Origin of the sequence: Flavobacterium branchiicola (assembly GCF_018383905.1) — a bacterium.
GTDB lineage: Bacteria > Bacteroidota > Bacteroidia > Flavobacteriales > Flavobacteriaceae > Flavobacterium > Flavobacterium branchiicola.
Genome location: NZ_JAGYWA010000003.1, coordinates 498872 through 518293 on the forward strand (window position 1 = coordinate 498872; position 19422 = coordinate 518293).

The 19422-nt window shown below is 36.4% G+C and carries 20 protein-coding genes; 7 read left to right on the forward strand and 13 right to left on the reverse strand.

The window, feature by feature from the left end; genetic code table 11:
* Positions 1-23: 23 nt before the first annotated feature.
* The 3 genes from KHA98_RS09010 to KHA98_RS09020 are packed head-to-tail and all read left to right on the forward strand — an operon-like array spanning position 24 to position 3692.
* On the forward strand, positions 24-1076 hold the full coding sequence (locus KHA98_RS09010) for a type II asparaginase (RefSeq protein ID WP_213257378.1): 1053 nt from the start codon (positions 24-26) through the stop codon (positions 1074-1076).
* 50 nt (positions 1077-1126) lie between these two features.
* A complete protein-coding gene (locus KHA98_RS09015) occupies positions 1127-2467 on the forward strand; it encodes an anaerobic C4-dicarboxylate transporter family protein (protein WP_213257380.1) in 1341 nt (446 codons plus the stop codon).
* Between the two features lie 19 nt (positions 2468-2486).
* Positions 2487-3692 carry a porin gene (locus tag KHA98_RS09020; protein ID WP_213257382.1) on the forward strand — a complete coding sequence of 402 codons (1206 nt, stop codon included), beginning with the start codon at positions 2487-2489 and terminating at the stop codon, positions 3690-3692.
* 99 nt (positions 3693-3791) lie between these two features.
* Here KHA98_RS09020 and KHA98_RS09025 read toward each other — a convergent pair whose 3' ends face one another.
* The 6 genes from KHA98_RS09025 to KHA98_RS09050 form a co-directional block, all read right to left on the reverse strand.
* Complete coding sequence (locus KHA98_RS09025) at positions 3792-4874, reverse strand: NAD(P)H-dependent flavin oxidoreductase (RefSeq protein WP_213257384.1); 1083 nt, start codon at positions 4872-4874, stop codon at positions 3792-3794.
* A 17-nt stretch (positions 4875-4891) separates the two neighbouring features.
* Positions 4892-5269: a nuclear transport factor 2 family protein gene (locus KHA98_RS09030; RefSeq protein WP_246522243.1), complete on the reverse strand. Its 378-nt coding sequence runs from the start codon at positions 5267-5269 to the stop codon at positions 4892-4894.
* Between the two features lie 73 nt (positions 5270-5342).
* Positions 5343-6077 carry an SDR family NAD(P)-dependent oxidoreductase gene (locus KHA98_RS09035; RefSeq protein WP_213257393.1) on the reverse strand — a complete coding sequence of 245 codons (735 nt, stop codon included), beginning with the start codon at positions 6075-6077 and terminating at the stop codon, positions 5343-5345.
* Between the two features lie 5 nt (positions 6078-6082).
* Positions 6083-6301, reverse strand: a complete 219-nt coding sequence (locus tag KHA98_RS09040; protein WP_213257395.1) for a tautomerase family protein — start codon at positions 6299-6301, stop codon at positions 6083-6085.
* Positions 6302-6305: 4 nt separating this feature from the next.
* On the reverse strand, positions 6306-6854 hold the full coding sequence (locus tag KHA98_RS09045) for a YceI family protein (RefSeq protein ID WP_213257397.1): 549 nt from the start codon (positions 6852-6854) through the stop codon (positions 6306-6308).
* A gap of 319 nt (positions 6855-7173) precedes the next feature.
* Positions 7174-7746, reverse strand: coding sequence for a Crp/Fnr family transcriptional regulator (locus KHA98_RS09050; protein ID WP_213257405.1), 573 nt, complete (start codon positions 7744-7746; stop codon positions 7174-7176).
* Between the two features lie 175 nt (positions 7747-7921).
* Between KHA98_RS09050 and KHA98_RS09055 the strand changes: the two genes are divergently transcribed.
* The 3 genes from KHA98_RS09055 to KHA98_RS09065 all read left to right on the forward strand — a co-directional run bounded on the left by KHA98_RS09055 (position 7922) and on the right by KHA98_RS09065 (position 10594).
* Positions 7922-8323 (forward strand): DoxX family protein, encoded by a 402-nt coding sequence (locus KHA98_RS09055; RefSeq protein WP_213257407.1) that lies wholly within the window; start codon positions 7922-7924, stop codon positions 8321-8323.
* 295 nt (positions 8324-8618) lie between these two features.
* Positions 8619-9500, forward strand: coding sequence for an oxidoreductase (locus KHA98_RS09060; protein WP_213257409.1), 882 nt, complete (start codon positions 8619-8621; stop codon positions 9498-9500).
* A 281-nt stretch (positions 9501-9781) separates the two neighbouring features.
* On the forward strand, positions 9782-10594 hold the full coding sequence (locus KHA98_RS09065; protein ID WP_213257412.1) for a helix-turn-helix domain-containing protein: 813 nt from the start codon (positions 9782-9784) through the stop codon (positions 10592-10594).
* Between the two features lie 243 nt (positions 10595-10837).
* Here KHA98_RS09065 and KHA98_RS09070 read toward each other — a convergent pair whose 3' ends face one another.
* From KHA98_RS09070 to KHA98_RS09100, 7 genes are all read right to left on the reverse strand, one after another.
* Entirely contained in the window at positions 10838-11605 is a 768-nt protein-coding gene (locus tag KHA98_RS09070; RefSeq protein WP_213257414.1) for a LytR/AlgR family response regulator transcription factor, read from the reverse strand.
* Positions 11586-12602, reverse strand: coding sequence for a sensor histidine kinase (locus tag KHA98_RS09075; protein WP_213257416.1), 1017 nt, complete (start codon positions 12600-12602; stop codon positions 11586-11588). The genes KHA98_RS09070 and KHA98_RS09075 overlap by 20 nt, the downstream gene beginning before the upstream one ends.
* A gap of 236 nt (positions 12603-12838) precedes the next feature.
* On the reverse strand, positions 12839-13573 hold the full coding sequence (locus KHA98_RS09080) for a DUF1223 domain-containing protein (RefSeq protein WP_213257418.1): 735 nt from the start codon (positions 13571-13573) through the stop codon (positions 12839-12841).
* A 207-nt stretch (positions 13574-13780) separates the two neighbouring features.
* Entirely contained in the window at positions 13781-14794 is a 1014-nt protein-coding gene (locus tag KHA98_RS09085) for an alpha/beta fold hydrolase (protein WP_213257420.1), read from the reverse strand.
* 343 nt (positions 14795-15137) lie between these two features.
* Positions 15138-15539 (reverse strand): cupin domain-containing protein, encoded by a 402-nt coding sequence (locus KHA98_RS09090; protein WP_213257422.1) that lies wholly within the window; start codon positions 15537-15539, stop codon positions 15138-15140.
* Positions 15540-15752: 213 nt separating this feature from the next.
* Entirely contained in the window at positions 15753-17060 is a 1308-nt protein-coding gene (locus KHA98_RS09095) for an epoxide hydrolase family protein (RefSeq protein WP_213257424.1), read from the reverse strand.
* 842 nt (positions 17061-17902) lie between these two features.
* On the reverse strand, positions 17903-18646 hold the full coding sequence (locus KHA98_RS09100; protein WP_213257426.1) for an SDR family NAD(P)-dependent oxidoreductase: 744 nt from the start codon (positions 18644-18646) through the stop codon (positions 17903-17905).
* Between the two features lie 465 nt (positions 18647-19111).
* Here KHA98_RS09100 and KHA98_RS09105 point away from each other — a divergent pair, with 465 nt between their 5' ends.
* The gene (locus KHA98_RS09105) at positions 19112-19342 is read left to right on the forward strand and encodes a hypothetical protein (RefSeq protein ID WP_213257428.1); all 231 of its coding nucleotides are present in this window, start codon (positions 19112-19114) and stop codon (positions 19340-19342) included.
* Positions 19343-19422: the final 80 nt, after the last annotated feature.

Consider the following 19422-nt stretch of genomic DNA (forward strand, 5'->3'; position numbering starts at 1 on the left):
TTGTTTAATCAAAAATTGTAACCATGAAAAAAATTATTGTAATCGCGCTGCTATCAGTATTGATGTTACCCATATATGCGCAAACTGCAACAGCTCAAAAAAGAATTATCATTTTAGCTACAGGAGGAACTATTGCCGGTTCTGGAGAATCATCTACAAAAGCGGCTTATACAGCAGGTAAAGTGCCAATTGATGATTTGTTAAACGCCGTTCCGCAAATTCATAATTACGGAAAAATCACCGGTGAACAAATTGCTTCAATTGGAAGTCAGGATATGAATGTAGAAACCTGGCTAAAACTGACCAAAAGAATCAATGAAATCTTTAAAAACAATGAAGCAGACGCTATTGTGATTACTCACGGAACCGATACCATGGAAGAAACTGCCACTTTCTTGGATCTTACAACAATGTATGATAAACCCGTTGTACTGGTTGGAGCTATGCGTCCTTCTACTGCAATGAGTCAGGATGGAAACAGAAACTTACTGGATGCAATTGTCGTTGCTGCTGATCCTGCAAGCCAGAATAAAGGCGTTGTAGTGGCAATGGACGAAAAAATCTTTGATGCAAGAGATGTTACCAAAACCAGTACTACTAATATCGAAACTTTTCAGTCTCGTAATTACGGGCCAATTGGTTTGATTTATGACGGAAAAGTTAAATATTACTACCAGTCTTTAAGAAATCCAGCTAAAAAATTCGACGTTACAAAATTAAAATCACTTCCACAGGTCGAAATTGTTTACGGTTATGCTGATGCCAATGCTAATAGTGTTTATTGTATAAGCAATGCAGGACCTAAAGGAATTGTTTATGCAGGTATGGGTAACGGTAACTTTGGTGCTCCGGTAGGAAAAGCCCTTACTGAAGCTGCTAAAAAAGGAATTATCGTTTGTCGTTCTGCCAGAGCAGGATCTGGAAGAGTTACTTTAGATAATGAAGTAAAAGATGCTGAATTAGGCTTTATTGTTGCCGACGATTTAAATCCGCAAAAAGCCAGAGTATTATTAATGCTGTCTCTAACTGAAACTTCAGACAGATCTAAAATCCAACAAAATTTCTTTGATTATTAATCGTCTCTCTTAAGAGCGTCTTTTGAAATAATAATCTAAAAATTTTAAATATGATTTGGATTGAATTTATAATTCTCATTGGAATGATTCTGATAGGATCACAAATGAAGGGAATTGGTCTTGGCGTTATGGGTATGGTAGGTCTTTTAATTTTTATATTTGTATTTCAATTAAAGCCTACAGATCCTCCATTAGATGTAATGTTAATCATTATGGCAATTGTTACGACGGCTGCTACTTTGCAAGCCTCGGGCGGACTCGATTATTTAGTACAATTGGCCGAAAAGATTATTCGAAGCAATCCTTCAAACATTACTTTTATAGCACCATTTACCGTTTATTTTCTGTGCCTGTTTGCAGGAACAGCTCATATTGTGTATTCCTTATTACCCATCATTTCAGAAGTTTCTGCAAAGAAGAGAATCCGTCCTGAGCGACCTTTGAGTATTTCGGTTATTGCATCACACATTGCTTTAACAGGAAGTCCAATGAGTGCTGCAACGGCTGCTTTGGTTGTTATATTAGCTTATCCGGGCGCATTAGTAGACATTATGAGCATTTGTATTCCGGCAAGTATTATCGGAATATTATTAGGCTGTTTTTCTGTTTTCAAAAAAGGAATAGAACTTAATAACGATCCCATTTTTATTGAAAAAATGAAGGATCCCGAGTTTGCTCAGACCATGAACGCTACGGCCGAAGGAGTACAAGCCGAATTAAAACCGGGAGCCAAAACCTCTGTTTTAATTTTTGCATGTGCAATTGTGCTAATTGTAATTGCTGGTGCATTTCCGGCAATAGTACCTCATTTTGAGCCAGGAGCTAAATCTCTGGCCGTAAATGCAGATGGTTCATTAACAATGGTAACTGTTATTAGTGTCGTTACACTAAGTGCTGCCGCTGCCATGATGTTAATCACCAAAACAAGTACAACAGATGTTACCAAAGCAAGTTTATTTACTTCTATGGCATCTGCTGTGGTATCTGTATTTGGAGTAGTCTGGATGAGTTCTACTTTTATGCATGCTAATAATGATACGATACAAAAAGCATTAGGCGGAATCGTATCAGAACATCCATGGACTTTTGCAATTGCTGTCTTTATAATGGGCGCATTAATGTTTAGTCAGGCTGCTACAACAAAAACCATGATGCCACTTGGTATCGCATTAGGATTACCACCATCTGCTTTAATAGCCATTTTTCCTGCTGTTAACAGTGATTTTGTTTTGCCGGGTTACCCAACCCTATTGGCAGCAATAAACTTTGACCGGACAGGGAGCACCAAAATAGGAAAATTTGTTATTAACCACAGTTTTCTTATTCCCGGTGTTGTAACAATTGGCGTCGCCATTGCAGTTGGATTTTTAATAGGTTCATTTATATTATAACATTTTAAAAATCGTAATTATGAAGAAATATTATATATACCTGATTATCGCCTTGCTTCCCGTTATTGCAATGGGGCAAGGCGACCCAATGCATAAACAAACAGATGAAGGACATACACTGAAATCAGATTCTTTAACTCCTATCATCCCTGTATCAAAACAATCTTTATTGAAAAATATTGATGTTATTTTTAACTCCCGAATGGCTTACAACAGCTATTTTACAGATGGAAATCATGATATTTCGCATTTTAATGTCGATCAGCTTCGATTTGAAATTAAAGGGAAAATTCATGACAAAGTATATTTCAGATTCCGTAACAGATATACCAGAGAGCCTGTACCGGGAAATCTGGACAATATCAGCCGTGCTGTCGATCTGGCTTTTATTCGTGTTGATTTATCACCAAAAACAAGTTTTACGGTAGGTAAATTATGTGCCGATTGGGGTGGATATGAATTTGACTTCAACCCAATCGACATCTTAACGTATAATGATGTAATTGAATATGCCGATAACTTTTTAGTAGGTGCCGGAATTGCACATACTTTAGGAAACGGAAATCATTCCTTATCTTTTCAGGTATTGAATTCAAGAACAAAAACATATGAGGAACAATACGGAACCTCTGCACCACCGGATATTAATCCATCTGAATTTCCTTTAGCAGCAGTACTAAACTGGAGGGGGAAATTTTTTGGTGGAAAATTTGAGACAACCTACAGCTATAGTTTCTTTAATGAAGCACAGGGTGCACACATGAACTATTTAGCCTTTGGAAACAAGTTTACTCCAAGCGATAAATTTGTTCTTTATTTTGATGTTCAATATCGTAATGAAGGCCTTGATCGTTTAGGAATTGTTTCAAGTATCATTAGCAGTCAATATCCTTATGCAGCACAAAAAGTAGTATATTATGAAAACTGGCTTAGAGCCGAATATTTGGTAGCACCAAAATTCAATTTACTTTTAACGGTAATGAACAGTAACCATTCCTGGAATGATAATCCGGATCCTACAGCTCCTTCAAAATTATCTACAAGCTATGGTTTAATTCCAACTGTGCAATACATGCCATTTAAAGATTTGAATTTAAAATTCTATCTGGCTTATACCGCAAGAAAATACAATTATACCAATTATGCCGAATCTGCTTTTGGAGTTAAAGACTATACAACAGGTCTTTTAGCTCTTGGATTTGTAGCACCATTAAACGTTTTATAACGAAAACACAGCTCCAGCAAAAATAAAAAATATCATAAAAAAAGCCGCTTCAGGAATTTCTCGAAGTGGCTTTTCTATTTTATATAAACCTGATCTAAGTTATTTTAAACTTTCAAAATAAAGAGTTGTTTCTTCAATAAGTGCATACATCAATTCTTTGGCTTTTCTGTGTTTTAAGATAGGTGAAATCTGACCGCCCCAAAACAATATCATATCCCATTTTTGCTGATCAAGCGCTGCCTTTCTAAGCGGAGACATAAAAGTTGTCTGCAACGGAAAAGGCGGAATACTTGATTCTTTCCCAATCATATCTTTTGCAATTCTGCTGGTGATTCCGCGACCTAATCTTCCGGTGTAGGCTCGTGATAAAGTAGTGTATTTTGCCGCATCAGAAAATAACATTTCTCTGTGAATGGGCAAAGCATTCGATTCATCGCAGGCTAAAAAAGCAGTTCCTATTTGTGCTGCGCTGGCTCCTAAAGTCAAAGCCGCTGCAACTCCTCTCCCATCTGCAATTCCGCCAGCGGCAATAATTGGCGTTTTAATTTTCTCGCGCATTAATTGCAACAAGACAAAAGTTCCTGTTAAGGATGATTCTGCTTTATCTAAAAAGGAAGGTCTGTGTCCGCCGGCTTCAAAACCAGAAGCGATAATCATATCCACTCCCGCATTTTCCAGCAAAATAGCTTCGTCTAAAGTTGTAGCTGCACCAACTGTCACAATTCCTAATTTTCTGCATTGCTCTAAAACATCGGCTGAAGGCACTCCAAACATAAAGCTAAATACTTTTGGTCGTACATCTAAAATGACCTGCAACTGATTTTCAAAACGGGAACTAAATGGCGCTGGTTTTTCCGGTAACGGAATTCCAACTTCATCAAAATAAGGTTTAAAAGCAGCTGCCGTCTTATTAAATTGTTCGTCTGTAAAACCCGATTGCGGAATATCATGATCGGATACCCAAAGATTAATGTTATAAGGTTTGTCTGTTGCTGCTTTTATCTGTTTATCGGTCTCATAAATTTCCTGAGGGCTTAACGTATAAGCTCCAAAACCACCTAATCCGCCTGCATTGGAAACTGTTGCTGTTAATTCAACCGTTGATAAATTTCCTCCAAAAGGTCCCTGCAAAATTGGGTATTGAATTCCTAATAATTCCTTAGCTTTTGTATTGTACCACATCACTTCAAAATTTTAAATTATTCATTTACATCTGTCAGCATTTTATTCACTATCAGCCATTTGCCATTAATCTTATGGAAAGATAAAAAATCCCGATAATTAAAATCATACATTTTAACATTTAATTCGGCTACGGCTGTAGAATTTACAATTCTTATATCCAAAATTTCACCTTTAAACGGTTTTCCGGAATCTTTTGGGCTTTGTCTGTTTTTTACTCCGTCTAAATATAAATCTATGGTTTTAAAATAAGGCTGACCTTTTACGTCTCCAAACAATAAAGTTCCCGGATGAAAAATACTGCCCAACAGTATTTCGTCACCTTCATAAATTCCTTTAAAATAATAATTCTCAACTGCATCCGTAATTGCCTGTATTTCTGCTTGATTTTTCATTTTATTATTATTTTGAGCTTTAAGTCCCGTTGTTAAACAGGACATTAAAGCTATTAATACTATAGTTTTCACCTTAATTAAGGTTATGTCCTGCTGCTTTACCTCCATCAACATTAATAATGGATCCGGTAATAAAATTACTTTTTGCAACGGTATAAACCATTTCGGCAACATCATCAATCTCTCCTACTCTGTTCAATAAATGCAGACCCGCATTTGCATCGGCTTTATCTCCGTGCATTGGTGTACGAATAACGCCGGGAGCAACCGTATTGAAACGAATGTTTTGTTTCCCGAATTCAGCCGCCAATTGAATCGTTAAGGCATGAATTGCACCTTTACTAGATACCGGAGCAGAAGCCGGCCATCCGCCTAAACCGTGATTTACCAAAGGTGTTCCAATGTTAATTACAACACCATCTTGCTGTTTTAGCATTTGAGGAACCACAGACTGAGTAGTAAAATAAGTTCCTTTAAGATTTGTTGTCAAAAATTTATCCAGATACGCTTCATCAACTTCCAGAAATGGTTTACTGTCAAAGATTCCTGCATTATTAACCAATACATCTACTGAGCCAAATTTCTCGATTGCAATTTTTACCAATTTTTCTCCGGTACTTTTTTTGCTCACATCTCCTGCAAACATTGCCAGATTTTCTCCCGCACCAAATTCATTATAAGCGTTTAGCAATGCACTTTCTGTCAAAGAATTAATGACTACATTATCGCCTCTGTCTAAAAAATATTTAGCGATTCCTTTTCCTATACCAGAAGCTGCTCCGGTAACTATAATAGTTTGTTTTTTCATGATATTTATTTTTTATCGGCAGTAATGCCTTTTTCTCTTAATACTGATACTTGTTCTCCTGCATAACCCCAGTCATCCAGTTCGATTTCCTGAATTACAATATGAGTTAAATGCGGATCTTTATTTAATACTTCTGTAATCAGATTGGTGATACCACTGATTAATTCTTGTTTTTGTTCGCGGGTAACGCCCTCGCGAGTCAATTCGATTTTTACGTAAGGCATGGTTTTAATTTTTAGATGAAAAACTAGCTTCTGCAGTGATGTCAAAATCAAGCTCAAAGTCATTGTAAATTAAAGTATCTCCCAAATCTTTGAAAAAGTTTCCTGAGCGGAATCTGATATCATAAAGTGTACGATCAATAATCAGTTTACCTGCTAATGCAATTGTATCTCTGTTGTTTTGTAATGCAACTTCAAATCCTGCAGGATGCGTAATTCCTTTAATAGTAAGATTTCCTTCAAGATAAAAAGTGCTGCCTGTAATTTCCCTTGCAGAGATAACGTCAAATGATGCTGTCGGGAATTTTTCGATAGAGAAAAAATCGTCTGATGCAAGGTGTCCGGCAAATTGTGTATTGGTTGGAGCATCACTTATATCTAAGATTTTTATAGAAGTGGTATCAATAACCACATTTCCTCCTTTTACTTTTCCATCATTTAAGATGAAATTACCTTCTTTGATACCAATTGTACCATTATGTGCACCGGTAACTTTTCTTCCGGTCCAATCGATTTTGCTTTGTGAGCTAACGATATTAAAATTTATTGTTTCCATTTTTATTGTATTTAAAAGTACAATGCAAAGGAACGGCGGATATGAAAATTGGTTACGTGATGTAGATCACAATCTTTTTTTTTGAGGGACAAAGGGGCTGAGGTTCTGAGGGGCTAAGGTTTTTGTGATTTCTGCATATATAATTGTCATTTCGACAGAGGAGAAATCACACTAGCTTGTCGACAAAGATTGGCGATCATCTTTGCGGAGTCTCTAGTGCGATTTCTCGTTCCTCGAAATGACACAAAATCAAGCAAAAATGTACGCCCAACAAAATCATTTTAATCCTAATAATCTGTGGCTATAAAATAAAAACGTTTTAAGAATTATAAAGTCTGCTTAAAGTTTCTCTGGAAACACCTAAATAAGCAGCTATTAAATGCTTTGGAACTAAATTGTATAATTGGGGATAAAGAGCCAAGAGTTCTTCGTAACGGGTTTTAACATTATTATTCATAAAAGATAATAGTCTTTTTTGTGAAGCAATATATCCTCTATTGGTTCTCCAGCGGAAGAAATGTTCAATCTGATGAAATTCGGCACAAAGCTTTTCGCGGTCTTCGTTTGAAAGACAAAGAACCTCTGCATCTGTAATGCAATCTACATTTATAGTAGCCACATTTTGGGTATAAAGCGCATTATAATCAGATGCCCACCAGGTTGGCATGGCAAACTGTAAAATGTACATTTTGATTTCATCATTAATAAAGAAAGCTTTCAGACAACCTGAAATCACAAAATACTCGCAATTCACTTTATCTCCGGCAGTAATTATAGTTTGTCCTTTTTTAAAAGACAAAGGTTTAAAATGAGAAAATAAGTAATCAAATTGTTCATCTGTCAACGAAGCAGTTTTAGCGATATGTTCTTGTAAAATGGCTTTGGCTTCCATTATTAAAAATTAGGTTTATGGCTTTATAAAAGTCCTCTGTAAAGTTATGAAATCAAATGAACTTATGGATTGTCTATTTGACAAATCGTTTTGTCCGTTTCACCAAATTAGTAATATGAAATCGATTGGATCTGACGCAAATTTGTCCTGTTTAACAACTTAAAAATTTAAAATCATGAATGCAAAAACAACAAAAATTATTTATTGGACAGGTATTATTTTAACTTCTTTATGGTTTGGTGCCAGCGGATTTTTTGAATTAACAACCAACAAACTGGTTTGGGAAATTACACAACAATTGGGTTATCCGTCACATTTTATTTATATCCTGGGTGTGATGAAAGTTTCGGGGGTTATCACCTTATTAATTCCGAATAAATTATTGCGATTGAAAGAATGGGTATTTGCGGGTGTATTTTTCGACATCATTTTCGCTTTCTTATCCAAATTGGTTGTCTTAGGTTTTCCTGCAACTATCGATGCGATTATCGCTTTTATTATGGTAAGTGTTACTTACATTATGTTCAGAAGATTGTATACTGCAACTTATAAAATAAGTATTTCAGAACAAAACTAAGTTTCTTCGTTTTAATCTCGCAAAGCCTTAAAGACACAAAGAAATTTAAATTTAGTGACTTCGTGACTTTGCGAGATTATTTTTTCGCTTTCACAAAATAAAACTTTATCTAAAAAAGAGCTTTGCACATTAGCTTAAATCTGCACCCCGATAGCTATCGGGAGCGTGAAACGAAATACTTAACATCTTAGTGGCAAAAAGTTCGAACTTTTAAACAAATCAATTTGAGCTTTTCAACAAAATAACAACATTCACTTGCAACGTAAATTTGTAAAGAATTTAAAACTTAATTACAATGAATAAAATATGGTTTATCACAGGTAGTTCTCGAGGATTAGGACGTAATCTTACTGAAGCAGTATTAAATAGCGGTGACAGAGTTGCTGCAACTGCACGAGACATTAATCAGTTAGCTGATTTAAAAGAAAAATTTAACGATCAGATTTTACCTATTCAACTGGACGTTAACAATTACGATCAGATTCAGGAAGCAGTTCGCGAAGCCGTTCAGTATTTTGGACGCATTGATGTTTTGGTCAACAATGCCGGATTCGGAATAATTGGTGCAGCAGAAGCTTATACAAAAAATCAAGTTCGCAGCCAGTTAGAAACAAATTTATTTGCGCCAATCGAAGTGACACGCGCTGTATTGCCTTATATGCGTCAGCAAAGATCCGGACGTATTTTACAAATTAGTTCTGTGGGCGGACGCGTTGGAAATCCCGGTTTAACAATGTATCAGGCTGCCAAATTTGGTTTAAGCGGATTTACAGAAGCATTATCTAAAGAAGTTGCTCCACTCGGAATATTCGTTACGAGCGTAGAACCAGGCGGATTCCGTACTGATTGGGCAGGCGCATCTATGACGTACGCCAACGAAATTGAAGGCTATGAAATGGTCAAACAACGTACCGATTTCTTTAAAGGAGGAAATTTTGTTCCTGTCGGAGATCCGGAAAAAGCGGCAAATGTGATGGTAGAACTGGCTTCACATCCAAATCCGCCAATGCATCTTGTTTTAGGTAGTGAAGCAATCGGACTTCTTAAAAATGCTGACGAAGCAAGAACCCAAGAAATGGAAAAATGGATGAATGTAAGTTTATCAACCGATCATCAGGATTCCGGAAGTTTTCTCGATACAGCACAGGGAAAATGGTATACGACTAAGAAAGAATAGGGTTTATTTTGTGGGGTTAACGTAGATGTTTTTTAGTTCAATAACCTCAAAGTATTGTCATTTCGAGGAACGAGAAATCGCACTAGAAACTCTACAAAGATTGGCGACCACTGTTGCGTAATTTCGTGTGTGATTTCTCCTTGCGTCGAAATGACAAACTGATCGAAAAAATCCGTTTATATCAACTTTACTCTTTTAAATCAGCGTGAAAAAAACGTTTAACAAAATCAGACAGCATTCTACAACTTAGAGTGCTGCCTGATTTTTTCTAAATTTGTATTATGGATACTTCAAAACCAACTCAAAAAACATCGCCTATTGCCTACTCTTGCTATTTCAGTCAAAATAGAGAGGGTGAACAATTTTCTGCGGAACATGCTATAAGTTTTCAGATTTCTGGTGTTCTTACTTTAAATGATGGTGAAAAAGAATATGTTTTTAATCCTGGAGATTTTCGGTTTATTAAACGAAATCAGCTTATTAAATTCCTCAAACAACCCGAACCAAATGCAGCTTTTCAGTCTGTTTCTATTTATTTGACTCAGGCTGCTTTGCGTGATTATTCGATACAATACAATCAAAAAACCAATCTCATTAAAAATCCGGAAACGCAAACGGTTTATCAATTGAAACCAACTGCATTGCTAAAAAGTCTGATGGATTCTTTGATTCCGTACATTAATGAAGACCAAATGATTAATAAAGAACTTCAGGCTTTAAAAGTGAATGAAGCGATTAATATCTTATTGCAATGCAAACCGGAATTAAAGGATATTTTGTTTGATTTTAGTGAACCAGGAAAAATTGATCTGGAAGCCTTCATGAAAAAGAATTTTCATTTTAATGTACAACTGGAGCGTTTTGCTTATTTAACAGGTCGAAGTCTGGCTACTTTTAAAAGAGATTTTCAACGTATATTCGATAATTCCCCTAGTCGATGGCTATTGCAAAAAAGACTTCAGGAAGCGTATTATCAAATTAAAGAAAAAGGAAAAACCCCATCAGAAGTATATCTTGAAGTGGGCTTTGAGGATTTATCGCATTTCTCATTTGCTTTTAAGAAACAGTTTGGATTGCCGCCTTCTAAGGTTTAAGAAGTTTGTTTCAGGTTTTCTTTGTTTCAGGTTTTCTTTGTTTCAGGTTTTCTTTGTTTCAGGTTTTTCAAACTACATTCTCTGTCAGTAGCTTGTCATCTCGACGAAGGAGAGATCACACAAGAAACTCCACACAGCATATCGCCAATCTTTGTCGACAAACTAGTGCGATTTGCTTCGCCTGTTCGCTGTCACTCGAGTCTCGTTCCTCGAAATGACAAATTTAAGACTTTGTACTATTGACTACCTATTCTCCAGCCAGCTCAAAAATGCTGTTGCTTTTTCTTTTCCTACCAATAATTTCTCCTCGGTTGGAATAGTCAATTTTAGAATTAATTTTCTTGAGAAATAATGTTCTGCTTCTCTAATCGCAGAGAAATTCACCAGATATTGTCTATTGGTTCTAAAAAACTGAATTGGTGACAATAGTTTATGAACTTCATCAAGAGATTGTGTAATTTGATATTCTGCCTTATCGAAAGTTACGATTGTTGGCGTTTCATTTTTAATGTAGAAAAAGGCAATATTCTCTGTTTGAATGGTTTGGTACTTATTATTTTTGAATACCAAAAAACTGCTTTTCCCTTTATTTTCTCCCGTTCTGGTTAACAAATAATCAAAATCGGGCATCATTTTTTTATTGCGCTGAAAGAAATTCTTCAGTTCTCCTGCTTTCTTAATGGCTTGCGAAATACTATCTCTTGAAAAAGGTTTTAGTACATAATCGATTCCGTTTGCTTTGAAAGCTTCGATGGCATAATCATCAAAAGCGGTACAAAAAATTACGGGAGACAAAACCTCTACATTTTTAAAAATTTCGAAACACAAACCATCGGCAAGCTGAATATCCATAAAAATCAAATCAGGCTGATCGTTCTCTAAAAGATAACTTACAGCGCCGTCGATACTCTGAATATACGATAAAATTTGGGCATCAGGTCTGATACTCAAAATAAGCTGACCCAATGCTTTGGCCGTTTTTACTTCATCTTCAATTACTATGATAGTCATAAATTAGTGGTATTTTAACTTTAAAAATAGTGTCGTTTTTGTCAATTTCAATCTCTTTGTGCACCAAATGCATAAAACGCTGATTAATATTATCTAAACCAACTCCGGTTGATAATACGCCACGTTTGAGCTGAATCGGATTTTCAATTACCAGAAAATCATTTTCAGTATACAATCTGATTTTTAATGGCTTATCCAGCGAAACCACATTATGCTTAATGCAGTTTTCAATTAATAATTGCAAAGAAAAAGGCGGGATTGCCGAATCGTATTGTTTTTCGTCGATCTCATTTATAACTTCAAATCCATCTTCAAAGCGGGCTTTCAGTAAATAAACATATGAATCCAGAATCTGAAGTTCTTCCCGTAAAGGTATCAAATCCATTTTTCTGCTTTCTAATGTAAAACGGTAAAAATCAGATAACTTCAGAATAAAATCGGCACTCTGCGGATCCTGCATTTCTACCATCGATTTGAGTGTGTTCAGACTATTAAACAAAAAATGCGGATTTACCTGTTGTTTCAAAAGTTCGTATTGAGCACCAAGATGTACGGCTTTTGTTCGCTCTAATTCTACACCCATTTGCTGGGTTTGATAATTCTGAAAAAGTAAATGCAAAAACATATAGACAATCAGATTAATCAAAACTCCACGCAATTCAAACATAATCGGCGCATCCATTTTTGAGACCTGAAAAAGTTCCTGATGCGCGATTACCAGTATCACCATCAGCAGAATTCCCATTACGACACTCAACAATAATTTCCAGTTAAATAAGCTTTTATTAACGCGTTGCGAAGAAAATTTAGGCAAACTGTAAATGTTATAATACCATATAAAAAGGGAAAACAACAATGTAATCGAAGAATTGATAACAAGGTCTCCGGGAGTTGAATCAACGTCGAATAATTTAGGCACCGAAGCCAGAATTGCAAGCGCTATAGAACTTCCCCAAATCACTTTAGGCGAAACCTGAAAGCGTTTTACTTTTTCCATAATTGTAATTGTTTTTTTATCCTTCCTGTCAAAGATAAGTTTATTTTGAAAAATTATTTCATGCAGATTTTTTTCTTCACAAAGTTTGTCATTTCGACTGAAAGGAGAAATCGCACTAGAAACTCTACAAAGATTGGCACCATTCTGTACGGAGCTACTTGCGGAGATTTCTCGTTCCTCGAAATGACAAATTTGGTGACGTAAATCGTGAAAACTAATCTGCGAGAAACAAACCTCTAAGCTCGTTTTACTCCTAAAATAGCCCCAGAATTCATATCCTGTACAAATCCGATAATTTCGAAATCTTGCGTATTGTAGTTTTTAGGTAAATGCACTGTTGCTGTTCCTTTTTTGGTTTTGTTTAAATCTACACTTTGCAACTGGCGAACGATTTGATAATGCGACAAAACACGATGCGCATTCTCTCCTCTTTTTACATTACTTTTTGCAGCTTTCTGAACAAAGGCAATCAATAATCGACTGTTTTTTGAATTTTCCTCAACATTGTAATTTACAGCGAGAGTATTATCATTCTGCGTCGCTTCTAAACTTAAACCCGCTTTTGCAGTTGTAGAAAGTGCCGTTTTAATTCCGTTACGAACTATAGTTTCCTGAGAGGCAATAAAATCAGTTTTCCCGTTTATGATAACCTGAGGTGTATAAATAGGCTCTTTCCCCAGAAAATCTGCATAAGCATATTGTCTTTTAGTATAATCAGCATTGCTAAAAATATCTTTCCAGCCTTGTTTGTCCCAATAATCAACATGATACGCAAGAACATATACATTTTTGTCTTTTAATTCATCCTGAAGTTTCCCTAGTAATTCATCCGCAGGCGGACAACTCGAACAACCTTCTGAAGTATACAATTCTAAAAGGGCAAAACCTTTTTTATCTAAACTATTCTGACCGAACATGATGCTTCCGTTTAGAAGAAACAACATTGTAAAAGCGGTTACTATATTTTTCATTTGTTTTATTTTTTTATTTGTTTGTGAAATTGTGAAATTGTGAGATGAAAGATTGAAGATTGAAGATTGAAGAAGCAAGAGGCAAGATTTGACATGAACCTGCTACTTTAATCTTGTCTCTTTCTTCTTGCTTCTTATCTCTTGCTTCTTGCCTCTTATCTCTTGTCTCTAACTTCTTTCTTCTAGCCTCTTACCCACTATCAAAGATTATTTAGTAACATCAATTATTGCCTGAGCAAATGCTTTCGGATCTTCTTGTGGCACGTTGTGTCCGATACCTTTTAATATTCTGTGCTCGTATTTTCCTGTAAATTTGTTGGCATACGCTTTTCCATCCGCGAAAGCGCCATCAAAGTCAGAACCAATAGTAATCGTTGGAACTTTAATTTCTGGTCTTGCTGCCAAACGTTTTTCTAAAGCATCATATTTAGATTCCCCACCTTCAAGAGATTGTCTCCATCTGTAATTGTGAATCACGATTGCCACATGATCCGGATTGTCAAAAGACTGCGCAGTTTGATCGTAAGTTGCTTTGTCGAAATTCCATAGCGGAGAAGCAATTTTCCAGATTAGTTTATTAAAATCGTATGTATTTTGAGTATATCCAACTTTACCTCTTTCGGTTGCAAAGTAATATTGGTACCACCATCCTAATTCTGCTGTTGGAGGAAGCGGTTTTAAATTTGCTTCAAGATTTACCACCAAATAACCACTTACAGATACCAAACCTTTTACACGTTCCGGCCAAAGAGCCGATACTACTACCGCAGTTCTTGCACCCCAGTCAAATCCACCAATTACGGCCTTATCAATTTTTAAAGCGTCCATAAAAGCAATTATATCGCTTGCCAGTGCCGCTTGCTGACCGTTTCTAAAAGTATCCTTAGAAAGAAAAGTTGTAGTTCCAAATCCTCTTAAATAAGGAGTAAAAACGTGATATCCTTTTGCAACCAAAATTGGAACTACTTCATTGTAACTGTGAATGTCATAAGGCCAGCCGTGAAGTAAAATCACCGGAGTTCCTGTTGATGGACCAGCTTCTGTATATCCTACGTTTAATAAACCGGCATTAACTTGTTTTAGAGTTCCAAGAGAACTATTTACTTCGATAGTATTTTGTTTCGGAGCCTGAGCGTTGGTGAAAGTCACATTCAAAAAAAGTACTGCGATTAAAACCAATTTTGCTGAAATGTTGTTTGTAATATTTAATAGCGTTTTCATAATTTTTGTTTTATTGATTAGTTGATTATCAGTTAATTTCTTTGTCAAAGATATCTCGGCAATCCTCGTTTTAAAAGGAGAAAAAAGCTCAAGTGGACAAAGTAAAGGGTGAAATGGACAATGGTTTAGTTATGAATTATAAATTATAAGTTATGCATCAAACGTGCTGATTTAACCGCAAGGTTCGCAAGGCTTTGTGTATAATCTTTCGCCACAGATTATGAGATTAAAAAGGATTTTAAAATCAGTGTTAATCCGTTTGATCCGTTTAATCTGTGGTCAAATTACGCACAGCTTTGCGTAAATCTTAGCGCTCTTTGCGGTTAAACCACCCGTATTTCAACTATTTTTTCAAAGTTAAAATCGGTTTTCCTTTTTCTACAATGTAAGTCGCCAGTTCAGAAGCTTTTACGCTGGTATTATTTCTTGCCGAGTGTACCACTCCAGCCGGAATAAAAAGAACTTCTCCCGCTTTTAGTGTTACAATTCCCTTACCTTCTACTTCATATTCTAATGTACCTTCCAGAACATAAATTACTTCTTCACCCGGATGGTAATGTTTCCCAAATGCTGCATGACCATCAAAGTCTATACGTGCCTGAACGGTTTCATGTCCCGGAATACTTAAATCGTGTTTTTGCAAATCAGTTCGTTTTATTCCTTGCGCCGAAACACCAGTTGAAAATAAGGCCACGAAAGCAAGAATAGCAATAATGTTTAATCCGAAGTTTTTATTTGTTTTCATAATATTTTTATTAAATAAATTATTTGTTATCGTTGTTGTCTTAACACATAGAATCATAGTTTTACTTTGCTTAACAAGGCGTTTCACTTATTTAAATACATCCCGTCCCGAAGTCTCGGGATCGGGACTATGTGTCGAAATCTGGATTTCTTCAAATACCTTTTCTGCGTTGAAAATAAATCTATGTTTCTATGTGTTTAATAAATTACAGAATTAATGTTTCCCTCTTAATCCTTTGAAAGCAGAGCGAAGTTCAACCGTAAAAATTTGTGGTTCTTCCCAAGAAGCAAAATGTCCGCCCTTGTTTACCTCATTATAGTAAGACAGGTTTTTGTATGCTTTTTCGGCCCAGCTTTTTGGCGCTTGGTAAATCTCTCCCGGAAAAACCGTAATGGCAACCGGAATTTTTATATCGGCAGTTTTTTGTTCCAGAGCATTAAAGTTGTTATTGTTATTCTCCCAGTATAATTGCGCCGAAGAATTGGCCGTATTCGTCAACCAGTACAAAGAAATATCATCCAGCATTTCATCTTTGGTAAGTGATTTTTCGGCATTTCCACCGCTGTACGTCCAATCGTTGAATTTATCTAAGAAAAACGAAGCCAAACCAACCGGAGAATCCGTAAGTCCGTAACCTAAAGTCTGCGGACGTGTCACCATCATTCCGGCATATCCGCCGCCTTTTGTGTATAATTTATTAAGCGAAGCAAACGCTGCTTTTTCTTTTACAGATAATCCTGCAGGAGCGGGATCACCATCTTTCAATGCTTTAGCAATATCCGCCGGAACCGTAGCCGGCATATTTACGTGAATTCCCAATAAACCTTCCGGAGCCTGACGTGCCATGGCATCTGCAATTACAGAACCCCAGTCACCACCTTGCGAAACATAAAATTTATAGCCCAGACGTTTCATTAAAACATCCCATGCGCTTCCTATTTTCTCAGGTCCCCAGCCTGTTCCTTTTGGCTTTTCAGAAAAACCGTAACCCGGCATTGACGGAATCACTAAATCAAAAGCATCTTCGGCTTTTCCGCCATAAGCAGTTGGATCTGTAAGCGGACCAACTACTTTAAGAAGTTCAAAAACCGATCCCGGCCAGCCATGCGTAATAATCAATGGCAATGCATTTTTATGCTTCGATTTGATATGTACAAACTGAATATCCAATCCGTCAATGTTGGTTACAAACTGAGGCAGCGCATTTAGTTTATCTTCTGCTTTATGCCAGTCATAATCTGTTCCCCAATATTTTACAAGACCCTGAATCTGATTTAATTTTACACCCTGCGATTGGTCGGTTACCGTTTCTGCATCTGGCCATCTTGTAGCGTTTACACGATTGCGAAGATCTGTAATCGCTTCTTCCGGAACGCTAATATGATACGGCCGTACCAAAGAAGCATCTGTTTTTGATTGTTTCTCTTTATTCTGTGCAAAAGAAGTTGATGCCACCAAAATAAAAGTTCCTGCTGCAAATGCATTTAAAAAAAGCTGTTTGTTTATTTGAAATGTTTTCATTTTTTTGATTTTAAAATTATTGTTATCGGTTAATTTCTTTGTCAAAAGTAGATCGATAACCCTTCTTACGAAATCAGAAAACAGTCCAAACGGACAAACTTCAAGGTGAAATGGACAATGCTTAAGTTATGTTGAAATGTGCGTATTTAACCGCAAAGGGCGCTAAGATATTTTATATACTGCGCCTTTAAAAAAAGTACAAAAGTTCGCAAAGCTTTGTAAATAAAACTTTGCGAACCTAGCGTCTTTGCGGTTAAATTATGCAGCCTTCCATGTTGAATATGGGTAGTTTAACCGCAAAGCACGCTAAGATATTTTATGTACTGTACCTTTAAAAAAGTACAAAAGTTCGCAAAGCTTTGTAAATAAAACTTTGCGAACCTTGCGTCTTTGCGGTTAAATTATGCAGCCTTCCGTGTTGAATATGGGTAGTTTAACCGCAAAGCACGCTAAGATATTTTATATACTGTGCCTTTAAAAAAGTACAAAAGTTCGCAAAGCTTTGTAAATAAAACTTTGCGAACCTTGCGTCTTTGCGGTTAAATTATACAGCCTTCCATGTTGAATATGGGTAGTTTAACCGCAAAGGGCGCTAAGACCTTTTATATACTGTGCCTTTAAAAAAGTGCAAAAGTTCGCAAAGCTGTACGAACAAAACTGAATTAAAATGCACGCAAAGTCGCGAAGTCGCAAAGAATATAAAACTTTGCGGCTTTGCGGCTTCGCGACTTTGCGAGAAAAAAACCTTGCGAACCTTGCGTAAACCTTAGCGTACTTTGCGGTTAAACTTTCAACGTTCCAATTATCAACTTTAAACTTGAAACTTGAAACCTGAAACAAAATTAAGCCAACACCATTCCCCCATCCATAATAAAATCGGCACCGGTTATGAATTTTGCTGCGTCGCTGCTTAGGTACGAAACCATTTTGGCAACATCTTCAGCCTTGCCCATTTCTTTAAGCGGAACTTTCTCAACCACGACATCCATAATACCTTTTACGGTTGATTCGTCTAAACCTACTTTCTTCATCACCTCGGTTTCTGTTGGTCCCGGACTAACCGAATTCACTCTGATTTTTCGTGGCGCCAATTCCAAAGCAGCCGATTTCATAACCGAATTCAAAGCTGTTTTACTCGAAGAATAAACCGAAGATCCAGGTCCCGGCATACTCGCAGTATTCGAAGAAAGAAACACCACCGAAGCACCATCTTTTAAAACCGGAATAAATTTACTCAGCGTAAAAAATGCCCCTTTCAAATTGACATTCATAATACTATCGTACAATTCCTCCGAAGTTTGTTCAATCGTACTCAAACCTGCGATTCCGGCATTGATAAACAGAATATCAACCGTACCAAAATCCTGCTTTACTTTTGCAACCAATTCCTCAATAGCACCAACATTTGACTGATCTGCCACAACCGACGTAACGCCCAATTCCAACGCCGCCTTTTCAATCGCTTCTTTTCGTCTACCGGTAATAATAACCTGAGCGCCCTGCTCTTTTAACTGTTTTGCAGTTGCATAACCAATACCACTGTTTCCGCCTGTTATTACTGCTACTTTATCTTTTAAATTGTCCATTTTTATATGTTTTAAATTAATGGGACAAAGTTAAATCTCAAAACATATTGCTTTTTTAGCGGTATCATCGAGTATACTGTTATAAAATTCTAAAGACAATTTTAAGCTTAAATTTCCATTTCATATATTCGTATATAATTTTAGGAGCTATTTCCTGCTGTCCTTCCAAATCTTTTGTGTTGAACACCACCACAAAAGGATTTTCCTTCCCATCAGGGCTAGGGCACTCATTTTCATAAGAAGATTTTGTGAAAATTTAATTTAGAACCGAATATTTAAAAGTAATATTTTTCTTATTTTTTAAAACATTTTTTGATATCTTTACTGTCCTAAATTACAGAATTATGATATCAAAAAAACTTTTGCCCATGTGGTATGGTGGCGGTATTGGAAACAACCGTAACGCTTCTGTAAGCGTAGGACACCTTAACTACATGGGTTTTATATTTCCTAAATTACAGAGTTATGAGTACCAACACCCTTTCAAAAGAAGCCGAAATCAGGCTAATGAATTTCTTCAACGACAGAATAGATCCGCAGTCTATGGCTAAAGCGCTAAGGCAGGTAAATTTCACCCTCGCATTAGAAGTGATGAACGACAAAGAAAACGTTCTGCAAGAAGCCAAACTAAAAGACAACTTCTATTGGCTCAATGAACTAGCCGAAACCCTAAATCCCTATCTGGATCTAGAATAAGGTTTCTTAAAAAAAAAATTAAAACCCTTGATCTTTTGAAAGAAGATTGAGGGTTTTGTTTTTTTGTTTCGCTCAAGTCT

What these genes read in the sequence shown, in the direction of transcription:
- KHA98_RS09010 (WP_213257378.1), top strand. Translation starts at nt 24, where the DNA reads ATGAAAAAAATTATTGTAATCGCGCTGCTATCAGTATTGATGTTACCC.
- KHA98_RS09015 (WP_213257380.1), top strand. Translation starts at nt 1,127, where the DNA reads ATGATTTGGATTGAATTTATAATTCTCATTGGAATGATTCTGATAGGA.
- KHA98_RS09020 (WP_213257382.1), top strand. Translation starts at nt 2,487, where the DNA reads ATGAAGAAATATTATATATACCTGATTATCGCCTTGCTTCCCGTTATT.
- KHA98_RS09025 (WP_213257384.1), bottom strand. Translation starts at nt 4,874, where the DNA reads ATGTGGTACAATACAAAAGCTAAGGAATTATTAGGAATTCAATACCCA.
- KHA98_RS09030 (WP_246522243.1), bottom strand. Translation starts at nt 5,269, where the DNA reads ATGAAAAATCAAGCAGAAATACAGGCAATTACGGATGCAGTTGAGAAT.
- KHA98_RS09035 (WP_213257393.1), bottom strand. Translation starts at nt 6,077, where the DNA reads ATGAAAAAACAAACTATTATAGTTACCGGAGCAGCTTCTGGTATAGGA.
- KHA98_RS09040 (WP_213257395.1), bottom strand. Translation starts at nt 6,301, where the DNA reads ATGCCTTACGTAAAAATCGAATTGACTCGCGAGGGCGTTACCCGCGAA.
- KHA98_RS09045 (WP_213257397.1), bottom strand. Translation starts at nt 6,854, where the DNA reads ATGGAAACAATAAATTTTAATATCGTTAGCTCACAAAGCAAAATCGAT.
- KHA98_RS09050 (WP_213257405.1), bottom strand. Translation starts at nt 7,746, where the DNA reads ATGGAAGCCAAAGCCATTTTACAAGAACATATCGCTAAAACTGCTTCG.
- KHA98_RS09055 (WP_213257407.1), top strand. Translation starts at nt 7,922, where the DNA reads ATGAATGCAAAAACAACAAAAATTATTTATTGGACAGGTATTATTTTA.
- KHA98_RS09060 (WP_213257409.1), top strand. Translation starts at nt 8,619, where the DNA reads ATGAATAAAATATGGTTTATCACAGGTAGTTCTCGAGGATTAGGACGT.
- KHA98_RS09065 (WP_213257412.1), top strand. Translation starts at nt 9,782, where the DNA reads ATGGATACTTCAAAACCAACTCAAAAAACATCGCCTATTGCCTACTCT.
- KHA98_RS09070 (WP_213257414.1), bottom strand. Translation starts at nt 11,605, where the DNA reads ATGACTATCATAGTAATTGAAGATGAAGTAAAAACGGCCAAAGCATTG.
- KHA98_RS09075 (WP_213257416.1), bottom strand. Translation starts at nt 12,602, where the DNA reads ATGGAAAAAGTAAAACGCTTTCAGGTTTCGCCTAAAGTGATTTGGGGA.
- KHA98_RS09080 (WP_213257418.1), bottom strand. Translation starts at nt 13,573, where the DNA reads ATGAAAAATATAGTAACCGCTTTTACAATGTTGTTTCTTCTAAACGGA.
- KHA98_RS09085 (WP_213257420.1), bottom strand. Translation starts at nt 14,794, where the DNA reads ATGAAAACGCTATTAAATATTACAAACAACATTTCAGCAAAATTGGTT.
- KHA98_RS09090 (WP_213257422.1), bottom strand. Translation starts at nt 15,539, where the DNA reads ATGAAAACAAATAAAAACTTCGGATTAAACATTATTGCTATTCTTGCT.
- KHA98_RS09095 (WP_213257424.1), bottom strand. Translation starts at nt 17,060, where the DNA reads ATGAAAACATTTCAAATAAACAAACAGCTTTTTTTAAATGCATTTGCA.
- KHA98_RS09100 (WP_213257426.1), bottom strand. Translation starts at nt 18,646, where the DNA reads ATGGACAATTTAAAAGATAAAGTAGCAGTAATAACAGGCGGAAACAGT.
- KHA98_RS09105 (WP_213257428.1), top strand. Translation starts at nt 19,112, where the DNA reads ATGAGTACCAACACCCTTTCAAAAGAAGCCGAAATCAGGCTAATGAAT.